The organism is Enterococcus sp. LJL120 (genome assembly GCF_054871765.1).
On sequence record NZ_JBTXLV010000003.1, the window covers coordinates 327,657 to 344,335 of the forward strand.

17 protein-coding genes and 1 riboswitch are annotated in these 16,679 nt (G+C 40.4%); of the genes, 8 read left to right on the forward strand and 9 right to left on the reverse strand.

Features of this window, described 5'->3' with window-relative positions:
• Positions 1–73: 73 nt before the first annotated feature.
• Positions 74–1,096, reverse strand: a complete 1,023-nt coding sequence (locus ACYSNU_RS06835) for a lactonase family protein (protein WP_461736433.1) — start codon at positions 1,094–1,096, stop codon at positions 74–76.
• 143 nt (positions 1,097–1,239) lie between these two features.
• Here ACYSNU_RS06835 and ACYSNU_RS06840 point away from each other — a divergent pair, with 143 nt between their 5' ends.
• Positions 1,240–1,599: a PTS glucitol/sorbitol transporter subunit IIA gene (locus tag ACYSNU_RS06840; protein ID WP_461736434.1), complete on the forward strand. Its 360-nt coding sequence runs from the start codon at positions 1,240–1,242 to the stop codon at positions 1,597–1,599.
• 210 nt (positions 1,600–1,809) lie between these two features.
• Positions 1,810–2,988 carry an AI-2E family transporter gene (locus ACYSNU_RS06845; protein WP_461736435.1) on the forward strand — a complete coding sequence of 393 codons (1,179 nt, stop codon included), beginning with the start codon at positions 1,810–1,812 and terminating at the stop codon, positions 2,986–2,988.
• Between the two features lie 245 nt (positions 2,989–3,233).
• Here the strand turns inward: ACYSNU_RS06845 and ACYSNU_RS06850 are convergent, their stop codons facing one another.
• Entirely contained in the window at positions 3,234–3,854 is a 621-nt protein-coding gene (locus ACYSNU_RS06850) for an FMN-dependent NADH-azoreductase (RefSeq protein WP_461736436.1), read from the reverse strand.
• Positions 3,855–4,137: 283 nt separating this feature from the next.
• Here ACYSNU_RS06850 and ACYSNU_RS06855 point away from each other — a divergent pair, with 283 nt between their 5' ends.
• On the forward strand, positions 4,138–4,905 hold the full coding sequence (locus ACYSNU_RS06855; protein WP_461736437.1) for a formate/nitrite transporter family protein: 768 nt from the start codon (positions 4,138–4,140) through the stop codon (positions 4,903–4,905).
• A gap of 80 nt (positions 4,906–4,985) precedes the next feature.
• Here ACYSNU_RS06855 and ACYSNU_RS06860 read toward each other — a convergent pair whose 3' ends face one another.
• Both ACYSNU_RS06860 and ACYSNU_RS06865 read right to left on the reverse strand, forming a co-directional pair.
• Positions 4,986–6,026, reverse strand: coding sequence for a DUF916 and DUF3324 domain-containing protein (locus tag ACYSNU_RS06860; RefSeq protein WP_461736438.1), 1,041 nt, complete (start codon positions 6,024–6,026; stop codon positions 4,986–4,988).
• A gap of 12 nt (positions 6,027–6,038) precedes the next feature.
• Entirely contained in the window at positions 6,039–6,662 is a 624-nt protein-coding gene (locus ACYSNU_RS06865; RefSeq protein ID WP_461736439.1) for a WxL domain-containing protein, read from the reverse strand.
• Between the two features lie 361 nt (positions 6,663–7,023).
• Between ACYSNU_RS06865 and ACYSNU_RS06870 the strand changes: the two genes are divergently transcribed.
• Genes ACYSNU_RS06870 through ACYSNU_RS06880 form a run of 3 tightly spaced genes read left to right on the forward strand, consistent with a single transcriptional unit; the run spans position 7,024 to position 11,315 of the window.
• Positions 7,024–7,689: a TetR/AcrR family transcriptional regulator gene (locus ACYSNU_RS06870; protein ID WP_461736440.1), complete on the forward strand. Its 666-nt coding sequence runs from the start codon at positions 7,024–7,026 to the stop codon at positions 7,687–7,689.
• Entirely contained in the window at positions 7,690–9,417 is a 1,728-nt protein-coding gene (locus ACYSNU_RS06875) for an ABC transporter ATP-binding protein (RefSeq protein ID WP_461736441.1), read from the forward strand.
• Positions 9,414–11,315 (forward strand): ABC transporter ATP-binding protein, encoded by a 1,902-nt coding sequence (locus ACYSNU_RS06880; RefSeq protein WP_461736442.1) that lies wholly within the window; start codon positions 9,414–9,416, stop codon positions 11,313–11,315. The genes ACYSNU_RS06875 and ACYSNU_RS06880 overlap by 4 nt, the downstream gene beginning before the upstream one ends.
• Before the next feature lie 81 nt (positions 11,316–11,396).
• Here the strand turns inward: ACYSNU_RS06880 and ACYSNU_RS06885 are convergent, their stop codons facing one another.
• From ACYSNU_RS06885 to ACYSNU_RS06900, 4 genes are read right to left on the reverse strand one after another with little or no spacing between them, the layout of a single operon-like run.
• Positions 11,397–11,651, reverse strand: coding sequence for a hypothetical protein (locus ACYSNU_RS06885; RefSeq protein WP_461736443.1), 255 nt, complete (start codon positions 11,649–11,651; stop codon positions 11,397–11,399).
• Between the two features lie 33 nt (positions 11,652–11,684).
• Positions 11,685–12,341, reverse strand: a complete 657-nt coding sequence (locus tag ACYSNU_RS06890) for an ABC-2 transporter permease (protein ID WP_461736444.1) — start codon at positions 12,339–12,341, stop codon at positions 11,685–11,687.
• Entirely contained in the window at positions 12,338–13,189 is an 852-nt protein-coding gene (locus ACYSNU_RS06895) for an ATP-binding cassette domain-containing protein (protein WP_461736445.1), read from the reverse strand. Before ACYSNU_RS06895 ends, ACYSNU_RS06890 begins: the two co-directional genes overlap by 4 nt.
• A complete protein-coding gene (locus ACYSNU_RS06900) occupies positions 13,189–13,563 on the reverse strand; it encodes a GntR family transcriptional regulator (protein ID WP_461736446.1) in 375 nt (124 codons plus the stop codon). The genes ACYSNU_RS06895 and ACYSNU_RS06900 overlap by 1 nt, the downstream gene beginning before the upstream one ends.
• A 175-nt stretch (positions 13,564–13,738) precedes the next feature.
• Positions 13,739–13,837: riboswitch (THF riboswitch) on the forward strand.
• A 34-nt stretch (positions 13,838–13,871) separates the two neighbouring features.
• On the opposite strand from ACYSNU_RS06900, the gene ACYSNU_RS06905 reads away from it, so the two are divergent.
• Complete coding sequence (locus tag ACYSNU_RS06905) at positions 13,872–14,399, forward strand: folate family ECF transporter S component (protein WP_461736447.1); 528 nt, start codon at positions 13,872–13,874, stop codon at positions 14,397–14,399.
• Positions 14,400–14,436: 37 nt separating this feature from the next.
• Here the strand turns inward: ACYSNU_RS06905 and adhP are convergent, their stop codons facing one another.
• Positions 14,437–15,453, reverse strand: a complete 1,017-nt coding sequence (gene adhP, locus ACYSNU_RS06910; RefSeq protein WP_461736448.1) for an alcohol dehydrogenase AdhP — start codon at positions 15,451–15,453, stop codon at positions 14,437–14,439.
• 218 nt (positions 15,454–15,671) lie between these two features.
• On the opposite strand from adhP, the gene ACYSNU_RS06915 reads away from it, so the two are divergent.
• A complete protein-coding gene (locus ACYSNU_RS06915) occupies positions 15,672–16,619 on the forward strand; it encodes an alpha/beta hydrolase (RefSeq protein WP_461736449.1) in 948 nt (315 codons plus the stop codon).
• The last annotated feature ends 60 nt before the right edge of the window (positions 16,620–16,679 follow it).

Consider the following 16,679-nt stretch of genomic DNA (forward strand, 5'->3'; position numbering starts at 1 on the left):
CCGCTATTCAGTGAAACAACCCTATACTTTTGGGATGTTTCAGCTGGTAGCGGTTTTTTTGCGACTAGTTTAATTATTTTTCAAAATAAACACAGACAGTTTCAGGGGCGAAGACATCTTTTTGTAAAAGTTTTAATTCGCCGGTTTCGCTGTTGCGTTTGTAAAGCGTTAAATTGTCGGTATCTTGATTAGCGGCAATTACGTATTCGCCATTTTGGTCCATGGCGAAATCACGGGGGATTTTACCTTCTGTTGAAACATGTTCAACTAGGGTTAAATGTTTGCCATCATCGCCAACAGCATAGACAACGATTGAGTCATGACCACGGTTTGAAGCGTAAACGAACAAGCCGTCTGGTGAAACTCGGATGGCTGCGCCGCCGTTAAATTCAGTGAAGCCCGCTGGTAAAGTAGAAATACTTTGCAATTCAGTAAAGCTACCGTCCTTAGCATCATAGGAAAGGACTCTGACTGTGCTATCTAATTCGCCAAAGAGGTAAGCAATTTTTTCATTTGGATGAAAGACGATGTGACGGGGACCTACGCTGGCAGCCGTTTTAAATTGGCTAGCCAAAGATAATTTCCCAGCGTCGCTAACATCATAAGTGTAGACGATATCCGTGCCTAAATCACAAACTACTAAGCGTTGGTCAGGCGTCAAATCAGTGTAATGAACATGAGCTGTATTTTGATTTTCATGGGGACCAGTTGCTTCTTCATGGGTCACAGAGTCAGCAAATTCTAAGCTGCCGTCTGCCAAAATTTTATAGACAGTTACTTCGCCTTTATGATAATTAGCGCCATAGACTAATTGTCTTGGCTCATCGACTGCAACGTAACATAAAGGTGCGCCTTCTTCAGTGACAGCATTTAAAAAATTAAAGTCTTGATCATAGGCACCGCAACCGCCTTTGCCATCAACGGCAGTCACCGTATATAAGTCGCCTTTTGAACTTTTAGTCAAATAAGTTGGACTGTTTTCCTTTGTTTCCAACTTTAAATCTGTCAGCGTTTCAGTCTCAGTATCTAAGACAATCGAATAAATTCCTTCACTGACACGACGGGTATAAGTACCCAGTAAAATTTTTTTCTTCATTCAGACTAACCTCCGTAAATTAATTTCCTTTTTTATTCTAACATATTCTAAAAAGCTGTGGAAAAAAGAACGCTTACTGTGCCAGTGAATTTTGGCTATGTTATAATGTGAAGTGAAAAATACCTTTGGGAGGAAGTTGTAAAATGATTCAAGCGAAAGTCAATGGGATTGGTAAAGCAGCAATGAGTGACGAACCGCTGCTACTTTTTTTTAATGACAGCGTCAAAGAAACAGAGGAATTAAAAAATCATGTCATCATTCAAGAAATTGCTGGAGAAGTACCGGAATTTGACCTCAAAGAAGGCAGTAGTATTTCTTTTGATGACCAAGAGTATCAAGTCGTTCATGTGGGGCCAGTTGCCAATCGCAATTTAACGGATATTAATCACGTGGCCTTTGTATTTACAGATGTGCCAGCTGAGGATGCAATTTTAAACGGCGTTTATTTAACGCCGCAAGTTGTGCCGACAATTTCTGTGGGTACAGTGATTACTTACAAATAAAAAAATCCGGTCGCGGCTTTTAGTCTGAGTAGAAAAAAAGACGATTTGAGCCGGCTTAGCTAGGGTGGAATCTTGCGTTAAATAAACGAATTCTGCCAGCTAGAAATTATCTGGATTTTAAAATTGAATAGCAGCAAATAGGTTGTTATTCAACTGTAGTTAAAAGCAGCTATAAGTGATTTTGCTGCAAAAAAATTTAAGGAGGCCGCCATGGGAGAGGAAAATAAAAAGAAGTTTTCTTGGTTTTGGCGCTGGTTCTTAAATAATCAAGTTGTCACGGCGCTGTTAATTGTCCTGTTGGTGCTATTAATTATTCTGACCTTTACGAAGGTGTCGTATCTTTTTGAACCAGTCGGTCAGTTTTTAGCAGTCGTTGGCTTGCCGATTATTTTATCGGCCATCTTGTATTATTTATTAAATCCAGTGGTTGACTACCTTGAAAAAAAGAAAGTCCCCCGCGTTGTCAGTATTATTTTAGTATTTATTTTGATTGTGCTGCTGCTTATCTGGGGAATTGTTGCCTTGATTCCACGGATTCAAGAGCAGGTCTTAAGCTTTGCTAATAATTTTTCCAGTTATGCCAATACGTTGAACAATATGATTGATGAAATCACCAGCCATCCGATTTTCGGTGAGCTCAGCACCCAGCTGGATGAAATCGGTCAGCAGATTAGCAGTTCAATTGGCAGTATTGTCCAAAATATTTCTCAAACCACCTTTAGAGGACTTGGCAATATTGTTGGCACAGTCGCAACAATCGTGGTCGCCATTGTCACGATGCCGTTTATTCTTTTTTATCTATTAAAAGACGGTAAACGCTTGGCGGATTATTTTCTAAAATTTTTGCCAACCAAATGGCGTCAACCGACCTATTCAGTCTTATCTGAGATGAATCAGCAGGTCTCTTCCTATATTCGTGGCCAATTAACGGTGGCCTTTCTGGTTGCCGTGATGTTTATCATCGGCTTTACGATTGTCGGCTTGGACTATGCCGTCACTTTAGGAATTTTAGCTGGTTTTTTAAATTTGATTCCGTATCTCGGTTCTTTTTTAGCGATGATTCCGGCAGTGTTTATCGCATTAGTCATCAGTCCTTTTATGTTAGTCAAGGTCATCATCGTATTTATCATCGAGCAAACGATTGAAGGTCGTTTTGTTTCCCCATTGATTTTAGGTAGTCAATTGGCGATTCATCCGGTGACGATTTTACTGGTGCTATTAACTTCTGGCCGACTCTTCGGCGTTGTCGGCGTCATTTTAGGGGTGCCGGTTTATGCCGCCGCCAAAGTTGTCATCAGCCATATCTTTGATTGGTATCGCAGTATTTCTTCTCTTTATCAAGATGAGCCAGAGACAGATACTCCATCGGATAAAGAAACTAAAGAGTAAAAAAAATAGAAAAAAAGATGTAGCGCTTAGCGAAGACGAAGGTCGTTTTTGCTAGGTGCTTTTTTATTTTGGAAAGAAATCCTTTGGCTGGTATCAGCAGGTGATTGCCACGAATGGGCAAGCTGTTCTTGAAGAAGTTAATCAAGTTAAGCAAAGCCTACAAGAGGTTTAAAATAAAAGCGGCGCCAATCTGAAAATGATTGGCGCCGCTTTTTTGGGTTATATGATAGCTGCTTTTTTTCAGCTTAGAAGCTCAAAGCGGCTTCTTTAGCTGTTGCTAAACCAGCGTTTAAGATTTCATCTTTTTGTTCTGGATGATGGTCAATACCTTCGATTTCAATTTTTGTCACGTCTGCAACGCCGACAAAATTCAAGATACCTTTAACGTATTGAGAAGCGAAATCTTGGCCGCCGTACATGCCACCAGCAGATTGGATGTGCATTGCTTTTTTACCAGAAGTCAAAGGACGAGGGCCGTCAACTGTATAACGGAAAGTTTTGCCCGCAACGTTAACTGTATCGAACCAAGCCTTCAAGCGTGTTGGAATGTTTAAGTTCCATAAAGCATTGATGATAACGATTTTATCAGCAGCTAGGAATTGGTCAGTTGAAGCGTTAAAGCCGGTGATTTTACCTTGTTGTTCAGGTGTTAAGGTTGTAAATTCAGTGCCAGTTCTTAAAGCTTCCCAGCCAGTCAAAACGTCTTTGTCGATTTCAGGCACGCCGTCTTCAAATAAGTTAATAGTGATGATTTCATCACTAGGATTTTTTTCTTTGTAAGTATCTAAAAAGACTTCAGCAGCCTTCAAAGATTTTGATTCCAAACCAGTTAATGGATGAGCATTGATAACTAAAACTTTAGACATGTAGTAATTCTCCTTTGGATTTTTAATAACTAAAAGTAAGTAACGGGATTATTTTACCTGATAAATTTTTAAATGACAATAGTAATGCTCAACTAAAACTGATTTAGTTAAAATAACCGTAAAATAGCAAGAAAGTTCCTGTGTTTTTAAGCAAAAAAACTAGTGCTTGTTGCTGAGAAAGTTTTTTTGTCGTAATTGTTTTTTTCGTGAATTAGTATATTTTTTCACAGTCCATTGGTGTAAAATAATTTTTATTGAGATTGTTTCAAGAAAGGATAGTGACATGTACACTCCATATGAAATCGGCGAAATCGCTGTCGAAACGGGCGTTAAAAAAACCAAAAAAACTTTAGTAGAAAAATTAATTTTAGGCTTTATCGGTGGGGCGATGATTTCCCTCGGCTATCTAGCTTATATCCGGGTGATTTCTTCGGTGGCCCACGAGTTAGGCAGCCTCGCATCTTTTATCGGTGCCTGTGTCTTTCCTGTTGGGCTAATTGTTATTTTGATGGCTGGTGGTGAGTTGATTACCGGCAATATGATGGTGGTGGCGATTAGCTTTTTTGCCAAAAAAATTAGTTTCCTAGATGTCGTCAAAAACTGGTTGGTGATTACTCTAGCCAATTTAGTAGGAGCTTTTTTTGTGGCTTACTTTTTTGGACATATTGTCGGCTTGACAGGTTCCGGGGTCTATCTTGAAGAAACAATCGCAGTGGCCGGAGCAAAAATAGATGCCACCTGGTTGCAGGCTTTTGTTTCTGGGATTGGTTGTAACTGGTTTGTCTGCTTAGCTGTTTGGCTGTGCTATGGTGCTAAAGATGCTGCTGGAAAAATTTTAGGCATCTGGTTTCCTGTGATGACCTTCGTCGCTATCGGCTTTCAGCATAGCGTGGCAAATATGTTTGTGATTCCCGCTGCCATTTTTGAAGGCAGCTACAACTGGTTAGATTTTTTCAACAATGTGATTCCAGTTTACTTTGGCAATATTGTCGGTGGCGCAATTTTTGTCGGCTTCTTTTATTACATGATTTATTTGCGGAAGCCTCATTAAGAAAAAAATATAAAAAAACATACTAAAGCTTAAGATAACCAGTTTTCTTACAACTGTTCTTGAGTTTAGTATGTTTTTTTTTATTTCTTCAACTGTTTTTTCAACTTCCAATATTTGTAAGCGAAGAAGCCACCGCCGCCAATTGCTAGGACAACAATAATTGCAATCACGATATAAAGTAAAGAATTATCGGTTGCCGTTGCAATTGTTGCCGGCTCGGCACTGGTTGCATTTAAGTCAGCGGCCGTTTCTGGTGAAATCGTAAAATCAACCGTCTCCTGCCATTCCTGCTGCCCAGATGTCGCCGTGACAATCGCCTGATAATCGCCAGCTGTTAAGCTTTGATTTTCCATAGGAATAAAAAAGTTAAAACGGGAGCTAGGAGCAAATTGTAAATTTTGACTGCTGTCTTCAAGAATTGTTTCATTCTCTCGGGTAATTGTGTAGCTGAGGTTAACCTGATTCAAATAGGCAGCTGCCTGATTATTGATTAGCAAATCAATGCCGTTGCGGCCATTTTCTTGGGCAGCTTCAGCGCCTTCAAAAGCTAGCTCAGGTGTCACTGCAGTTTGATTTTCCTGTAGCAGCAATGCAATTTCTCGAGAAAATCGCTGTTTGACATTACTGTCTTCACCGCTCGTTTCAGCAGCGGAAATATAAATGCCACCGGCTATAATCCCATCGAAGGATGTTTCGGGCATTGTGACAGTGAGGGGAACTTGAGCTGTTTCGCCAGCGGCTAATGTTAATTGGCTAGTCTCCAGCTCAACAAAGTCCTCAATGTTTAAAGTCGGCTGACTTAAATCAGTATTGTTACCGGAATATTCCACCACGCCAACAATATTTGTGACTGCACGATTAAAACTGAGATTCAAATTTAATTCCTCAGTCGAGTCATTGGTCACATCAATTGTCAATTGGCTGCTAGTACCGGCTGCTTGTAAAATATCAAAATAACTCGTGTTGTTACCGATTTGATTTTCTGGGACTTCAATGGTAGCTGTAAAATTTCCTAAACTCGTGCTGGCCGCCTGAGTAAAGGCCGGCTGAAACAAACAGAAGAAAATCCCTGCAGTTAGCAGGGATAATAATTTTAACCAAGAACAACCTTTTATCTTCATATCTTCTCCTTATTATTCAGCAGAATTTGCTGGGGCAGAACTAAAAGTCCAATCCAATGTTGTTGTATATTCAGTTGCTAATTTCCGAGTGTTTTCCGCAATGTTCATAGCAAATTGACTTAAGTCAACCGATGTCTCGCCCAAGCCTTCACCAGCGCCCGCATTCAATACATCATAAGTAGTTCCAGGAATTAATGCTAAGTCACCAGCTGTTGCAAAATTGCCGGCAATTGTGTTTTCTGTAAGGTTAGTGACTGCTGCATCATGGGAAATAACTAAAGAAGCATTGTTTAAAGCTTCTCCGGTCGCTGCCGCAAATTGACTTTCTTGAGTCAATTTAATCGACCATTCACCAGCTGCATCACCGCGGTTATCGCTGACCGTCACAGCACCAGTTGTTGCGCTATCGCTTTGAGTGCCGGTAACAGTTGCAGTTCTCGTTTCAGCTGCTGTCGTTTGAATAGATAAATCACCAAAATTTAAACTAGTTGGAATAGTGCTGTCTCCATTAAAAGTGATACCGGCATCTTCATAGTTCAAGCCGCCTATTGTCGTTGTGCTAGCCAATGCCACACTCCCTTGAATAAATAATGCTCCCGCTAAAGCCACCGTTGATAAAATATATTTCGTTTTCATGTTTTTCCTCCAAAAGTTAAAAGTTTTTTTCTTTTCTGAGGTTTAAAAATAATTCAGAAATGCTTTTTGAACAATCTCTTTGCTTCTTTAAAACAGATTCGCTGTTAGGAGATTTTTGCTTTCTTTAGCAAAAAAGCTTATTTTTAAAGGCTTCCTGCGGTAGTAGTGGATGCGATGTCAAAAAAATTCATTATTTTCCCCAAATAATAAAATTGGAATCTCAAAAAAATGAGATGAACATTTTTTAGATAAGTGTGAAACTTTCATGCAAAATACTTGCCTTCTGCAACCATCGTGCTATAATGACAAAGCGTCATATGACAAGATGTCATATATATTTGGTTGAGAGGAGACGAAAAAAATGCCCACCAATACTTTTTTCGGACTGCCGCAGGAAAAACAGCAGCGTTTGTTGGATGCAGCCAAGATTGAGTTTTCTAGAGCTTCATTAAATGAAGCCTCGATTTCCAATATAATCAAACTGGCTGAGATTCCCCGTGGAAGTTTTTATCAGTATTTCGAAAATAAAGAAGACCTCTATTATTATTATTTTGATCAGCTGCGGCATGATACCCGTCAAGAATTGCATAAGTCGATTCAAGCGGCTGACGGTGATTTGTTGGAGGGGATAAAAAGCTATTCCAGCAAAATGATTTATGAAATTTTAACGGGGGAAAATTCGGCCTTCTTCAAAAATTTATTTATGAACATGGACTATCGTTTTTCCAGAAGAATGACTGCCCAGATGGATGACGATGAGAAGGCTGAAAAACGCCGGCATCAACGACACCAAGAGGATTATTCTTTATGGGATAGCATTGATCAAAGTCAATTGAAAATTGACAATCAAGAGGATTTTCGCATGTTGCTGCACATGCTGATGACTCAAATGTTTATCATGATTGCCACCGGATATCGGATGCAGCAAAGCGATCCGGATTTTCAAGTGACGGACTTAATTAAAAAATTCCAAACGCAAATTAATTGGGTGCGGGATGGAATTTATTTACAGAAAGAAGGGGAATAAATGCTAAAAATTATTAAAAGAATTGCGCCGGCTTCCGCAATCGCCGCTTTTCTCTTTATGATTGTGCAAGTTATGGCGGATTTATATTTGCCAACATTAACCTCCAATATTATCGATAATGGCGTTGCAAAAGGCGACATCGATTATATTTGGCAAACAGGTTTTGTGATGATTGGTTTTTCTGTCATCAGTATTATTGCCGCCCTTGGCAATACCTTCTTTGCGACGCGGGAATCGCAAAAGCTAGGCAAGGATTTACGGAGCGAAATTTATCATAAGTCAGAAAATCTCTCCACCAATAGTTTTGATAAATTTGGGACAGCTTCTTTAATTACCAGAACGACTAATGACGTCACCCAAATTCAAATGGTTATGCAAATGTTTTTGCGGATGATGATTAATGCCCCAATTACTTTAATCGGTGCCAGCTTCTTAGCCTATCAAAAGGATGCCCAGCTGACTAAAATCTTTTTGATTGTTATTCCAATTATGATTGTGTTAATTGGTGCTATTATGTTTTTTGCCGTGCCACTTTTTAAGAGCATGCAAAAGAAAAATGACCGTTTGAACTTAGTTTTCCGGGAAGGCTTAACTGGTGTTCGGGTTATTCGCGCCTTTAATAAAGCGCCTTATGAAGAAAATCGCTTTGACGATGCCAATAAAGATTATTTGCACACGGCGGTGAAAGTCAACACGATTGTTGCTTTGATGCTGCCAATCATGACTTTAATTATGAGCGGAACCAACGTAGCAATTATTTGGATTGGCGGCCACTATGTAGCAGATATGAGCATGGAAGTCGGTAATTTAATTGCCTTTATGACTTATGCGACGCAAATTTTAATCAGCTTTATGATGCTCTCCATGATTTTTGTGATGGTGCCTAGAGCACAAGCATCAGCCGCTCGGATTAATGAAGTCTTAGATGAAAAAGATCAAATCGTCGACCCGACTAATCCTGAAACTATTTCGCCAGAAGGCACAGCTGCTAGCTTAGCCTTCAATCATGTTGACTTCCGTTACCACGGAGCTGAAAATTTGGCGTTAGAGGATATTGATTTCAAAGCAAATTCCGGCGATATGGTCGCCATTATCGGCGGGACCGGTTCAGGGAAATCGACATTGGTTAACTTAATTCCCCGCATGTTTGATATCGATGAGGGTGAAATTTCGATTAATGATAAAAGTATCAGCAAGGTGACTCAGGAAAATCTGCGGGACAATATTGGTTTTGTCCCACAAAAGGCTGTGCTGTTTTCAGGAACGATTCGGGAAAATATGCAATACGGTCGTGAAGATGCCACCGATGACGAAATTTGGAAAGCTTTAGAAATTGCTCAAGCCAGCGACTTTGTTAAAAACTTAGAAGACGGCTTAGACAGTCATGTGGAACAAGGCGGCGGTAATTTTTCCGGTGGTCAAAAACAACGGTTGGCGATTGCTCGGGCTTTAGTCAAACAAGTTGACCTATATGTTTTCGATGATTCCTTTTCAGCATTGGATTTTAAAACGGATGCCAATCTAAGAAAAGCGTTGAAAGAAAATGTTACTGACAGTATCGTGGTGCTAGTGGCACAACGGGTTAGTACTGTAATTGATGCCGATACGATTTTAGTTTTAGACCAAGGGAAAGTCGTTGGTCAAGGAACCCATAAAGAATTATTGGCAACGAATGAAACCTATCAAGAAATTGTTCATTCTCAACTGAGAGAGGAGGACTTGGCATGAGCGAAAAAAATAGCACAACACTCCAACAAGGTCGGCCCGGTATGATGGGCGGCGGCCATGGTGGTGGTCCCGGCCGCAACATGGGTGCCAAAGGTCCGAAGGCGAAAAACTTTTGGAAAACCGTCCGGCGATTGTTTGGTTATATGTCCAGTCGAATGATTGCTTTAGTGACAGTTTTAATTTTGGCAATCGCCGCAGTTATCTTCCAAATCAGAGCACCAAAAGTTTTGGGGGAGGCAACAACGGAAATCTTTAACGGAATTGTCACTGGTGTCAAACAAATGCAGGCTGGCCAAAAAATCACGTCCTATCCAATTGACTTTACTAAAGTCGGTCAAATCGTTTTAGTCGTGATTGCGCTGTATTTGACAGCAGCATTGTTTAGTTTTCTGCAACAGCTAATCATGACCCGGGTTTCCCAACGGACCGTTTATGATTTGCGGAAGGATTTAGAAGAAAAGATGAATCGGGTACCAATTTCTTATTACGATACCCACACTAACGGGGATATCATGTCCAGGGCGATTAATGATATGGATAATATCGCCAGCACTCTGCAACAAAATTTGACCCAGTTTGTGACAAGTATTGTCACATTAGTCGGCGTCATTATCATGATGGGGTCAATTAGTTGGCAATTATTATTAGTCGCATTAGCAACCATTCCATTAAGCTTGGTTGTCGTGATGGTGGTTGCGCCTCGCTCGCAAAAATATTTTGCCGCACAACAAAAGAGCTTGGGTTTATTAAATAATCAAGTCGAAGAAACTTATGCCGGTCACACGATTGTCAAAACCTTTAATCATGAAGATGCCGATCAAGAAGTCTTTGAAAAAGAAAATGAAAAATTATACAACGCCGGCTGGAAAGCGCAATTTATTTCAGCGATTATTATGCCCTTAATGAACTTTATTAAAAACTTAGGCTATGTCTTTGTCGCCGTTCTTGGTGGGATTAAAGTGGCTAACGGAAATATGACTTTAGGGGACGTTCAAGCTTTCCTGCAATACACCAATCAATTTTCACAACCAATTACCCAAATTGCCAGCTTGATGAATACCATTCAATCAACGGTGGCCTCAGCTGAACGGGTCTTTGAAGTGTTGGACGAAGCAGAGATGGATAACGAACCATCTAATTTACCAGTTGAAAAAGATTCACCTTATAAAGTTCGTTTTGAACACGTCCAATTTGGCTATTCTGAAAATGAACCATTGATGACAGACTTTAGTTTGGATGTTGAGCCCGGTGAAATGGTGGCGATTGTTGGGCCAACTGGTGCCGGTAAGACCACGATGATTAATCTGCTGGAACGCTTTTATGATGTGAAAGGCGGCAGCATTCGCTTTGATGGCGTTGATACGCGGGATATGAAACGGGAAGAATTGCGGGAACACTTATCAATGGTTCTGCAGGATACTTGGCTGTTCACCGGCAGTATCAAAGATAATATCAAATATGGCAATGAAGATGCCACAGAAGAACAAGTGTTGATCGCTGCCAAAGCCGCCCATGTGGATGATTTTGTTAGAAAATTGCCTGATGGCTATGACACGATTTTAAATGAAGATGCCAGCAATATTTCTCAAGGTCAACGGCAATTAATTACCATTGCCCGGGCCTTTCTAGCCAATCCAGATGTTTTAATTTTGGATGAAGCAACCTCCAGTGTCGATACTCGGACTGAAGTCTTGATTCAACGGGCGATGAGCCGCTTATTAGAAAATCGGACCAGCTTTGTTGTAGCCCATCGTTTATCAACAATTCGTGATGCCGACAATATTATCGTGATGAATCACGGTTCAATTGTCGAAACAGGAAATCATGATGAGTTGATGGCGAAAAATGGCTTCTATGCTGATTTGTACAACAGTCAATTCAGTGAAGATGTCGCTTAAAAATTATTAAACTACTTTAATAGAAACAAAAACGTCCCTGCAAAAGTTAGCTCTTAGCCAAACTTTTCGCAGGGACTTTTTTTACAGCCATTTTTTCAGGCGGCGGTTGAAAAAGTCCGCCGAAAATAAACTAAATCCAAAATAGATAGTCAACGCTATCGGGTAAAACTGATAGCGAAAAACATAAAAGAAATAGACGAGGGAGAACATCCCAAAGAATATGCCGATAACAGCCAAGCGCCAGCGTTGGTAAAGAGCTAAGAGGGCGACACTGTAGCCACAGAGAAAAAAGCATAAACAACACAAAGCTAAGGCGGCTAATTCAAAGATTGTCATCAGTATTCCTCCTTGTGCCAATGAAAAGCAGTCTTAAAAACTTTTTTTAGTCATAATTTTTTTGGCAATTAGGTAAGAGCAACCTAAAAGCAAAACGCAAATGCTGAAAACGACAATCACCGATAAAACCGGTTCTTCAATCATTTTTTGCAATAACTCAAGGCCTTTTGCCAGCCAAGCTTGCGGCAACCGCTGAATACCAAAAAACACAATAATAATAATCCCCATGGTACTCACCAAAACAATACTTTGATTTTTTTCTCCTTGAAATTTTAACTGTAAAGGAAGTGAAAAAGCCAAATACAAGGTGACAAAAAGCAAGCCGCCTAAAAGGACCAAGCCAAAACTTGGTAAATCTAATTGGTTTTGGTTTAAAGTAAACAGGCCGATGATTAGAAAAATAGCAATAAGCAACCCTAACGCAGCACCTAATAAACTCAGCAAATATTTTTCTGCCACATAAATTTTTCGAGAAATCGGCAGGCTGAATAAAAAGCGTTCGCTGTTATCGGTAGCGTCCATTGCGATGGTCCCAATAATGACAGTCATCGTCAAAAAGGGGATGACAATAACAGCAAGAAAAGGCATTGTCTGAATATTGAAGGAAAAAAGCAGCAGAATAGCAAGATAAATCAATAGTTTCCGCCGGTCATTGAGTAACGCTAAGTCTTTGATTAGTAGGCCCTTCATACAGCAACCCTCCCTAAAATAATTTCTAAAACATTGTCAAGTGTAGCTTTTTCAACGACTACATTTGGATAATTATCCAAGAAAAATTGCCGCTGATCTGTCAAGCATTGATAGCCCCAATTTTCCTTGGCTGTAAAGAGCAGATAATCCGGTTCCATGACTTGATATTGTTCAGGTGTTAATTTAACGACACCATAGAAGTCGGTGATAGCGGCAGTTTCTTCTTTAAATATAATTTTCCCGTCATCAATCAGATAGATGAAATCACAAAGCCCCTTAAGGTCACTGGAAATATGTGAGCTGATTAAAATCCCGTGATTTTCCTCCTCCATAAACTGGTGCAGCCGCTGTAATAAATCATTGCGGGCCATCAAATCAAGGCCCGCTGTCGGCTCATCAAGAATTAATAAATCAGCACCAAAGCTAGTGGCAATAATTATTTTTAATTTTGCCAGCATCCCGGTTGAATACTCTGCTAATTTTTGGCTAGGTTTTAATTTTTGAGACTGACAATCCGTTAAAAATTTTTCCTTTTGAAAAGCAGGGTAAAAGCCAGCTAAGATTTGAGCCACCTGTTTTAAGGTTAAATCTTTTGAAAAGCCACTATCTGAGTAGGCGACGCCGATTTTCTCTTTATCCATCGCTGTCAAAGCAGCAAACTCTTTACCGAAGAGTTTGATTTCACCCGCTTCATAGGGCACTAAGTCCATCAATATTTTAAATAAAGTCGTTTTGCCGGCACCATTGCGACCAATCAGGCCAACAACTTGATTATTTTCCACCTGTAGAGAACAGTCCAACTGAAAGTCCCCGTAATTTTTTTTGAGATGATTCACTTCCAACAACATTATGATTCCTCCAATAACATTTCAAATAGTTCGAATAGTTCTTTTTTATTAATTCCGGCTTTTTCAGCCTTGGTGATAATCGCCTCAAAGGCTGTTTCAATTTCTTTGTTGACATCTTCTTGCACGAGATTTTGATTATTCGTGGCAATAAAAGAACCCTTGCCATGAACCGTCACTGTGTAGCCTTCAGCCTCTAGTTGGTCATAGGCCTTCTTAACTGTTAACGAAGAAATTTTGTGGTCCTTAGCCAGAGAACGAATCGAAGGCAGCATATCATTTTCTTTTAGCTCACCGGAAATCAGATTTTCTTTAATTTGTTCAATAATTTGCTCATAGATTGGTACCATCGATGAGTGATTGATAATTAAATGCATTGTCGACAACTCCTTGTAAACAGTATAAAACAGTTCATGTTCTGTTGTCAACTGTTTATAGTGTTTATCCGAAAATTTCCGAACGAAATGAAGAAAGCCTCTGGAAAAACTAGTAAAGAATTATACCTCAGCAGTTAAATGTGGTATATTCTAAACGGACAAAAGTCCAAAAAATATCAGAGTAGGAAACAAAGCGTTAAGTGCCGATGGGATGGGATGTTGCCCGTTGGACGAAGGAATTTTTTTCCGCGGTTTTGTTTTCGCATTCGCTGCATAGCATGTAGCAGCTCTAAAAGGAGATGCTTGCAATGAAAAAATTGACGACTTATTCGATTGCAATTATGGGACTTCTAATTGCGTTGACGATTGTCATGACTAGACTGTTCTCTGTTGAAACAACCTTTCTAAGAGTGAGTTTGGGATTTGTCCCTCAGGTGATGATGGGCATTTTATTTGGACCTCTGTGGTCTGGAATTGGTGGAGTGCTGGCGGACTTTATCGGCATAACGCTGCTGGGGAAAGCGCCATTTTTTATCGGTTTTACAATCAGTGCTTTTGTTGAAGGAAGTATTTACGGTTGGTTTCTTTATAAGAAAAATATTACCTGGCAGCGGACGATTATCTGTGTACTGGTAGTTTTTCTGGTCAGCCGATTATTTTTGACGCCTTTATGGTTAGGGCTGATGTATCATGTTCCGTTTTTCAGTTGGGTTATCTGGGGACAGCGCCTGCTTAGTGCAGCAATTTCTTTTCCAATTCAAGTGGCCATTACTTATCTAGTTGCCAAAAGTGTTCCCTATAAACGTTTGTTAAGAACCGCAAATTTATTTAAATAAAAAAACTGAGCAGCCACATCCCGACTGCTCAGTTTTTTTAATCGATATTTCTTAAGTCAAGGACCATTCGGCCACGAATTTGACCGGCTTCCATCTCTTCAAAAATTGTATTGATGTCCTCCATGTCCCGCATATGATATTGAGGAACGACCTTGCCTTCAGCTCCAAATTGGAAGGCTTCTTCTAAATCTTTTCTCGTGCCGACTAATGAACCAACCACTTCGATTCCGTCAAGGACAAGCCGAGGGATGCTCAGATCCATTGATTCAACCGGCAAGCCAACGGCAACCACTCTGGCTCCAGCTCTCACCGTATCGACAGCGCCATTAAAGGCTGATTTACCAACAGCCGTGACAACTGCACCATGGGCACCGCCAATTTTTTCTTGAATAACTTTACCTAAATCCTCCTTCATTGGATTGACAACCATGTCAGCACCAAATTCTTTGGCGAAGGCCAGCTGGTCATCATTGATATCAACAGCAATAACTTTTAGGTTAAAGACATTTTTTGCATATTGTAAAGCTAAATTTCCCAACCCGCCGAGTCCGGAGATAATAATCCATTCACCGGGATGAACGTTGGACACTTTGATTGCCTTATAGGTAGTAACGCCTGCACAGGTGATTGAGCTAGCAGCTTCTGAAGATAAGCCTTCTGGCACCTTCACTGCATAGTCGGCACAGACAATACATTTTCCGGCCATACCGCCATCGGCCGTGTAACCGGCATTGCGAACGCTGCGGCAAAGAGTTTCGCGACCAGTTGTACAGTATTCGCAATGGCCACAACCTTCAAAAAACCAAGCAACAGATGCACGGTCACCAATTTTAAGACTGGTGACGTCCTCGGCAACGGCAATGACTGTACCAATTCCTTCATGACCTAAAACAACTCCAGCTACATCGCCAAAATCTTGATTTTTAACGTGCAAATCTGTGTGACAAACTCCGCAACATTCCATATCTAGTAAAGCTTCTCCTGATTTTAAAGGGCGGAGTTCCTTTTCGACTACTTGAGCTCTTTTGTCTTCTCCAGCTATGATTGCTTTCATATAAATACACCTCTTCTAAATATTGTTATGTTTTTCACATTTGTTATTATAAACCCGTAACATCTTTTTGTAAACGTTTTATTAAAAGATAAGTTATGTTATTTATTTTTAAAAAATAAGTAGAAGTTATCAGCTGGAATTTCCTGCAAATTTTTTTGCTTTCCCAGATAGACTATCTGTGGGAAAATAAAGAGAAGAGAATTGAGGAGGGGAAGCAAATGAAAGCAAAACATCTTTTAGCCGCTGCCGGCCTTTCCGGTGCAGCTTATTTTGGTGCTGGAACTTATTTTTATGATTTAGCAATGAAGCGGGGGGATAAATTTTTCCTGCAGGACAATCCTAATTTACCGATGGGCACTAGCGGTACCGCAGAAGAGCAGGCAGACCGTCAAGCCAAAGTCAGGCAGTGGGTGGAAACAACCCCGAAAAAAAATATGGAAATGCTCTCTTTTGATGGGTTGCAGTTAAAGGGCACCGCCTTTTTGCAAGAGGGCGGTTCCCACGGCTGGATGATTATGGTCCATGGCTATATGGCCGACCAAAAAGCAATGTATCCTTTTGCTAGAGAATTTTATCAATTTGGATTCAATATTTTAACGATTGATTGTCGGGGTTGCGGTAGCAGTGAAGGCGAGTATACGACGATGGGTTGTTACGACTGCTTGGATGTGAAAGAGTGGGCGGAGGCAATTGTCCGTTATGATTCAGACAGTGAAATTGTTTTATTTGGAATCTCAATGGGGGGTGCAACTGTTATGATGACCGCTGGCGAAGAGCTGCCAGAAAATGTCAAATGTATTGTCGAAGACTGCGGCTATACCTCGATTCATGATATTTTAGCCTTTCAATTGAAACAGATTTTTAAGTTGCCGGAATTCCCGTTGATGAATGCTGCTAGCACAGTGGCTAATCTACGGGCGGGCTACCGCTTGAAAGAAGCTTCCGCAGTCAGACAATTGGCAAAAAATAAACGGCCGATTATGTTTATTCATGGCGATCAAGATGCTTTCGTGCCTTATGAAATGCTAGCAGAAGTTTATGCTGCCACAGATGCTCCGAAGGAAAGCTTAACTGTCGTAGGAGCTGCCCATGGCATGGCCTATGAAAGTGATCCAGAAACTTATGTCACCAACGTCATGAATTTTATCGTGAAAAATATTTTATAAAAATAAACTCCCTTGCAAAAAGCGAATAGGTGTAGCGACCTCCAAAAGTTAGACCAAAAA

Coding starts and splice junctions, on each gene's coding strand:
- ACYSNU_RS06855 (WP_461736437.1), top strand. CDS start 4,138: ATGTACACTCCATATGAAATCGGCGAAATCGCTGTCGAAACGGGCGTT.
- adhP (WP_461736448.1), bottom strand. CDS start 15,453: ATGAAAGCAATCATAGCTGGAGAAGACAAAAGAGCTCAAGTAGTCGAA.
- ACYSNU_RS06870 (WP_461736440.1), top strand. CDS start 7,024: ATGCCCACCAATACTTTTTTCGGACTGCCGCAGGAAAAACAGCAGCGT.
- ACYSNU_RS06905 (WP_461736447.1), top strand. CDS start 13,872: ATGAAAAAATTGACGACTTATTCGATTGCAATTATGGGACTTCTAATT.
- ACYSNU_RS06875 (WP_461736441.1), top strand. CDS start 7,690: ATGCTAAAAATTATTAAAAGAATTGCGCCGGCTTCCGCAATCGCCGCT.
- ACYSNU_RS06900 (WP_461736446.1), bottom strand. CDS start 13,563: ATGCATTTAATTATCAATCACTCATCGATGGTACCAATCTATGAGCAA.
- ACYSNU_RS06850 (WP_461736436.1), bottom strand. CDS start 3,854: ATGTCTAAAGTTTTAGTTATCAATGCTCATCCATTAACTGGTTTGGAA.
- ACYSNU_RS06915 (WP_461736449.1), top strand. CDS start 15,672: ATGAAAGCAAAACATCTTTTAGCCGCTGCCGGCCTTTCCGGTGCAGCT.
- ACYSNU_RS06890 (WP_461736444.1), bottom strand. CDS start 12,341: ATGAAGGGCCTACTAATCAAAGACTTAGCGTTACTCAATGACCGGCGG.
- ACYSNU_RS06860 (WP_461736438.1), bottom strand. CDS start 6,026: ATGAAGATAAAAGGTTGTTCTTGGTTAAAATTATTATCCCTGCTAACT.
- ACYSNU_RS06895 (WP_461736445.1), bottom strand. CDS start 13,189: ATGTTGTTGGAAGTGAATCATCTCAAAAAAAATTACGGGGACTTTCAG.
- ACYSNU_RS06840 (WP_461736434.1), top strand. CDS start 1,240: ATGATTCAAGCGAAAGTCAATGGGATTGGTAAAGCAGCAATGAGTGAC.
- ACYSNU_RS06885 (WP_461736443.1), bottom strand. CDS start 11,651: ATGACAATCTTTGAATTAGCCGCCTTAGCTTTGTGTTGTTTATGCTTT.
- ACYSNU_RS06865 (WP_461736439.1), bottom strand. CDS start 6,662: ATGAAAACGAAATATATTTTATCAACGGTGGCTTTAGCGGGAGCATTA.
- ACYSNU_RS06835 (WP_461736433.1), bottom strand. CDS start 1,096: ATGAAGAAAAAAATTTTACTGGGTACTTATACCCGTCGTGTCAGTGAA.
- ACYSNU_RS06845 (WP_461736435.1), top strand. CDS start 1,810: ATGGGAGAGGAAAATAAAAAGAAGTTTTCTTGGTTTTGGCGCTGGTTC.
- ACYSNU_RS06880 (WP_461736442.1), top strand. CDS start 9,414: ATGAGCGAAAAAAATAGCACAACACTCCAACAAGGTCGGCCCGGTATG.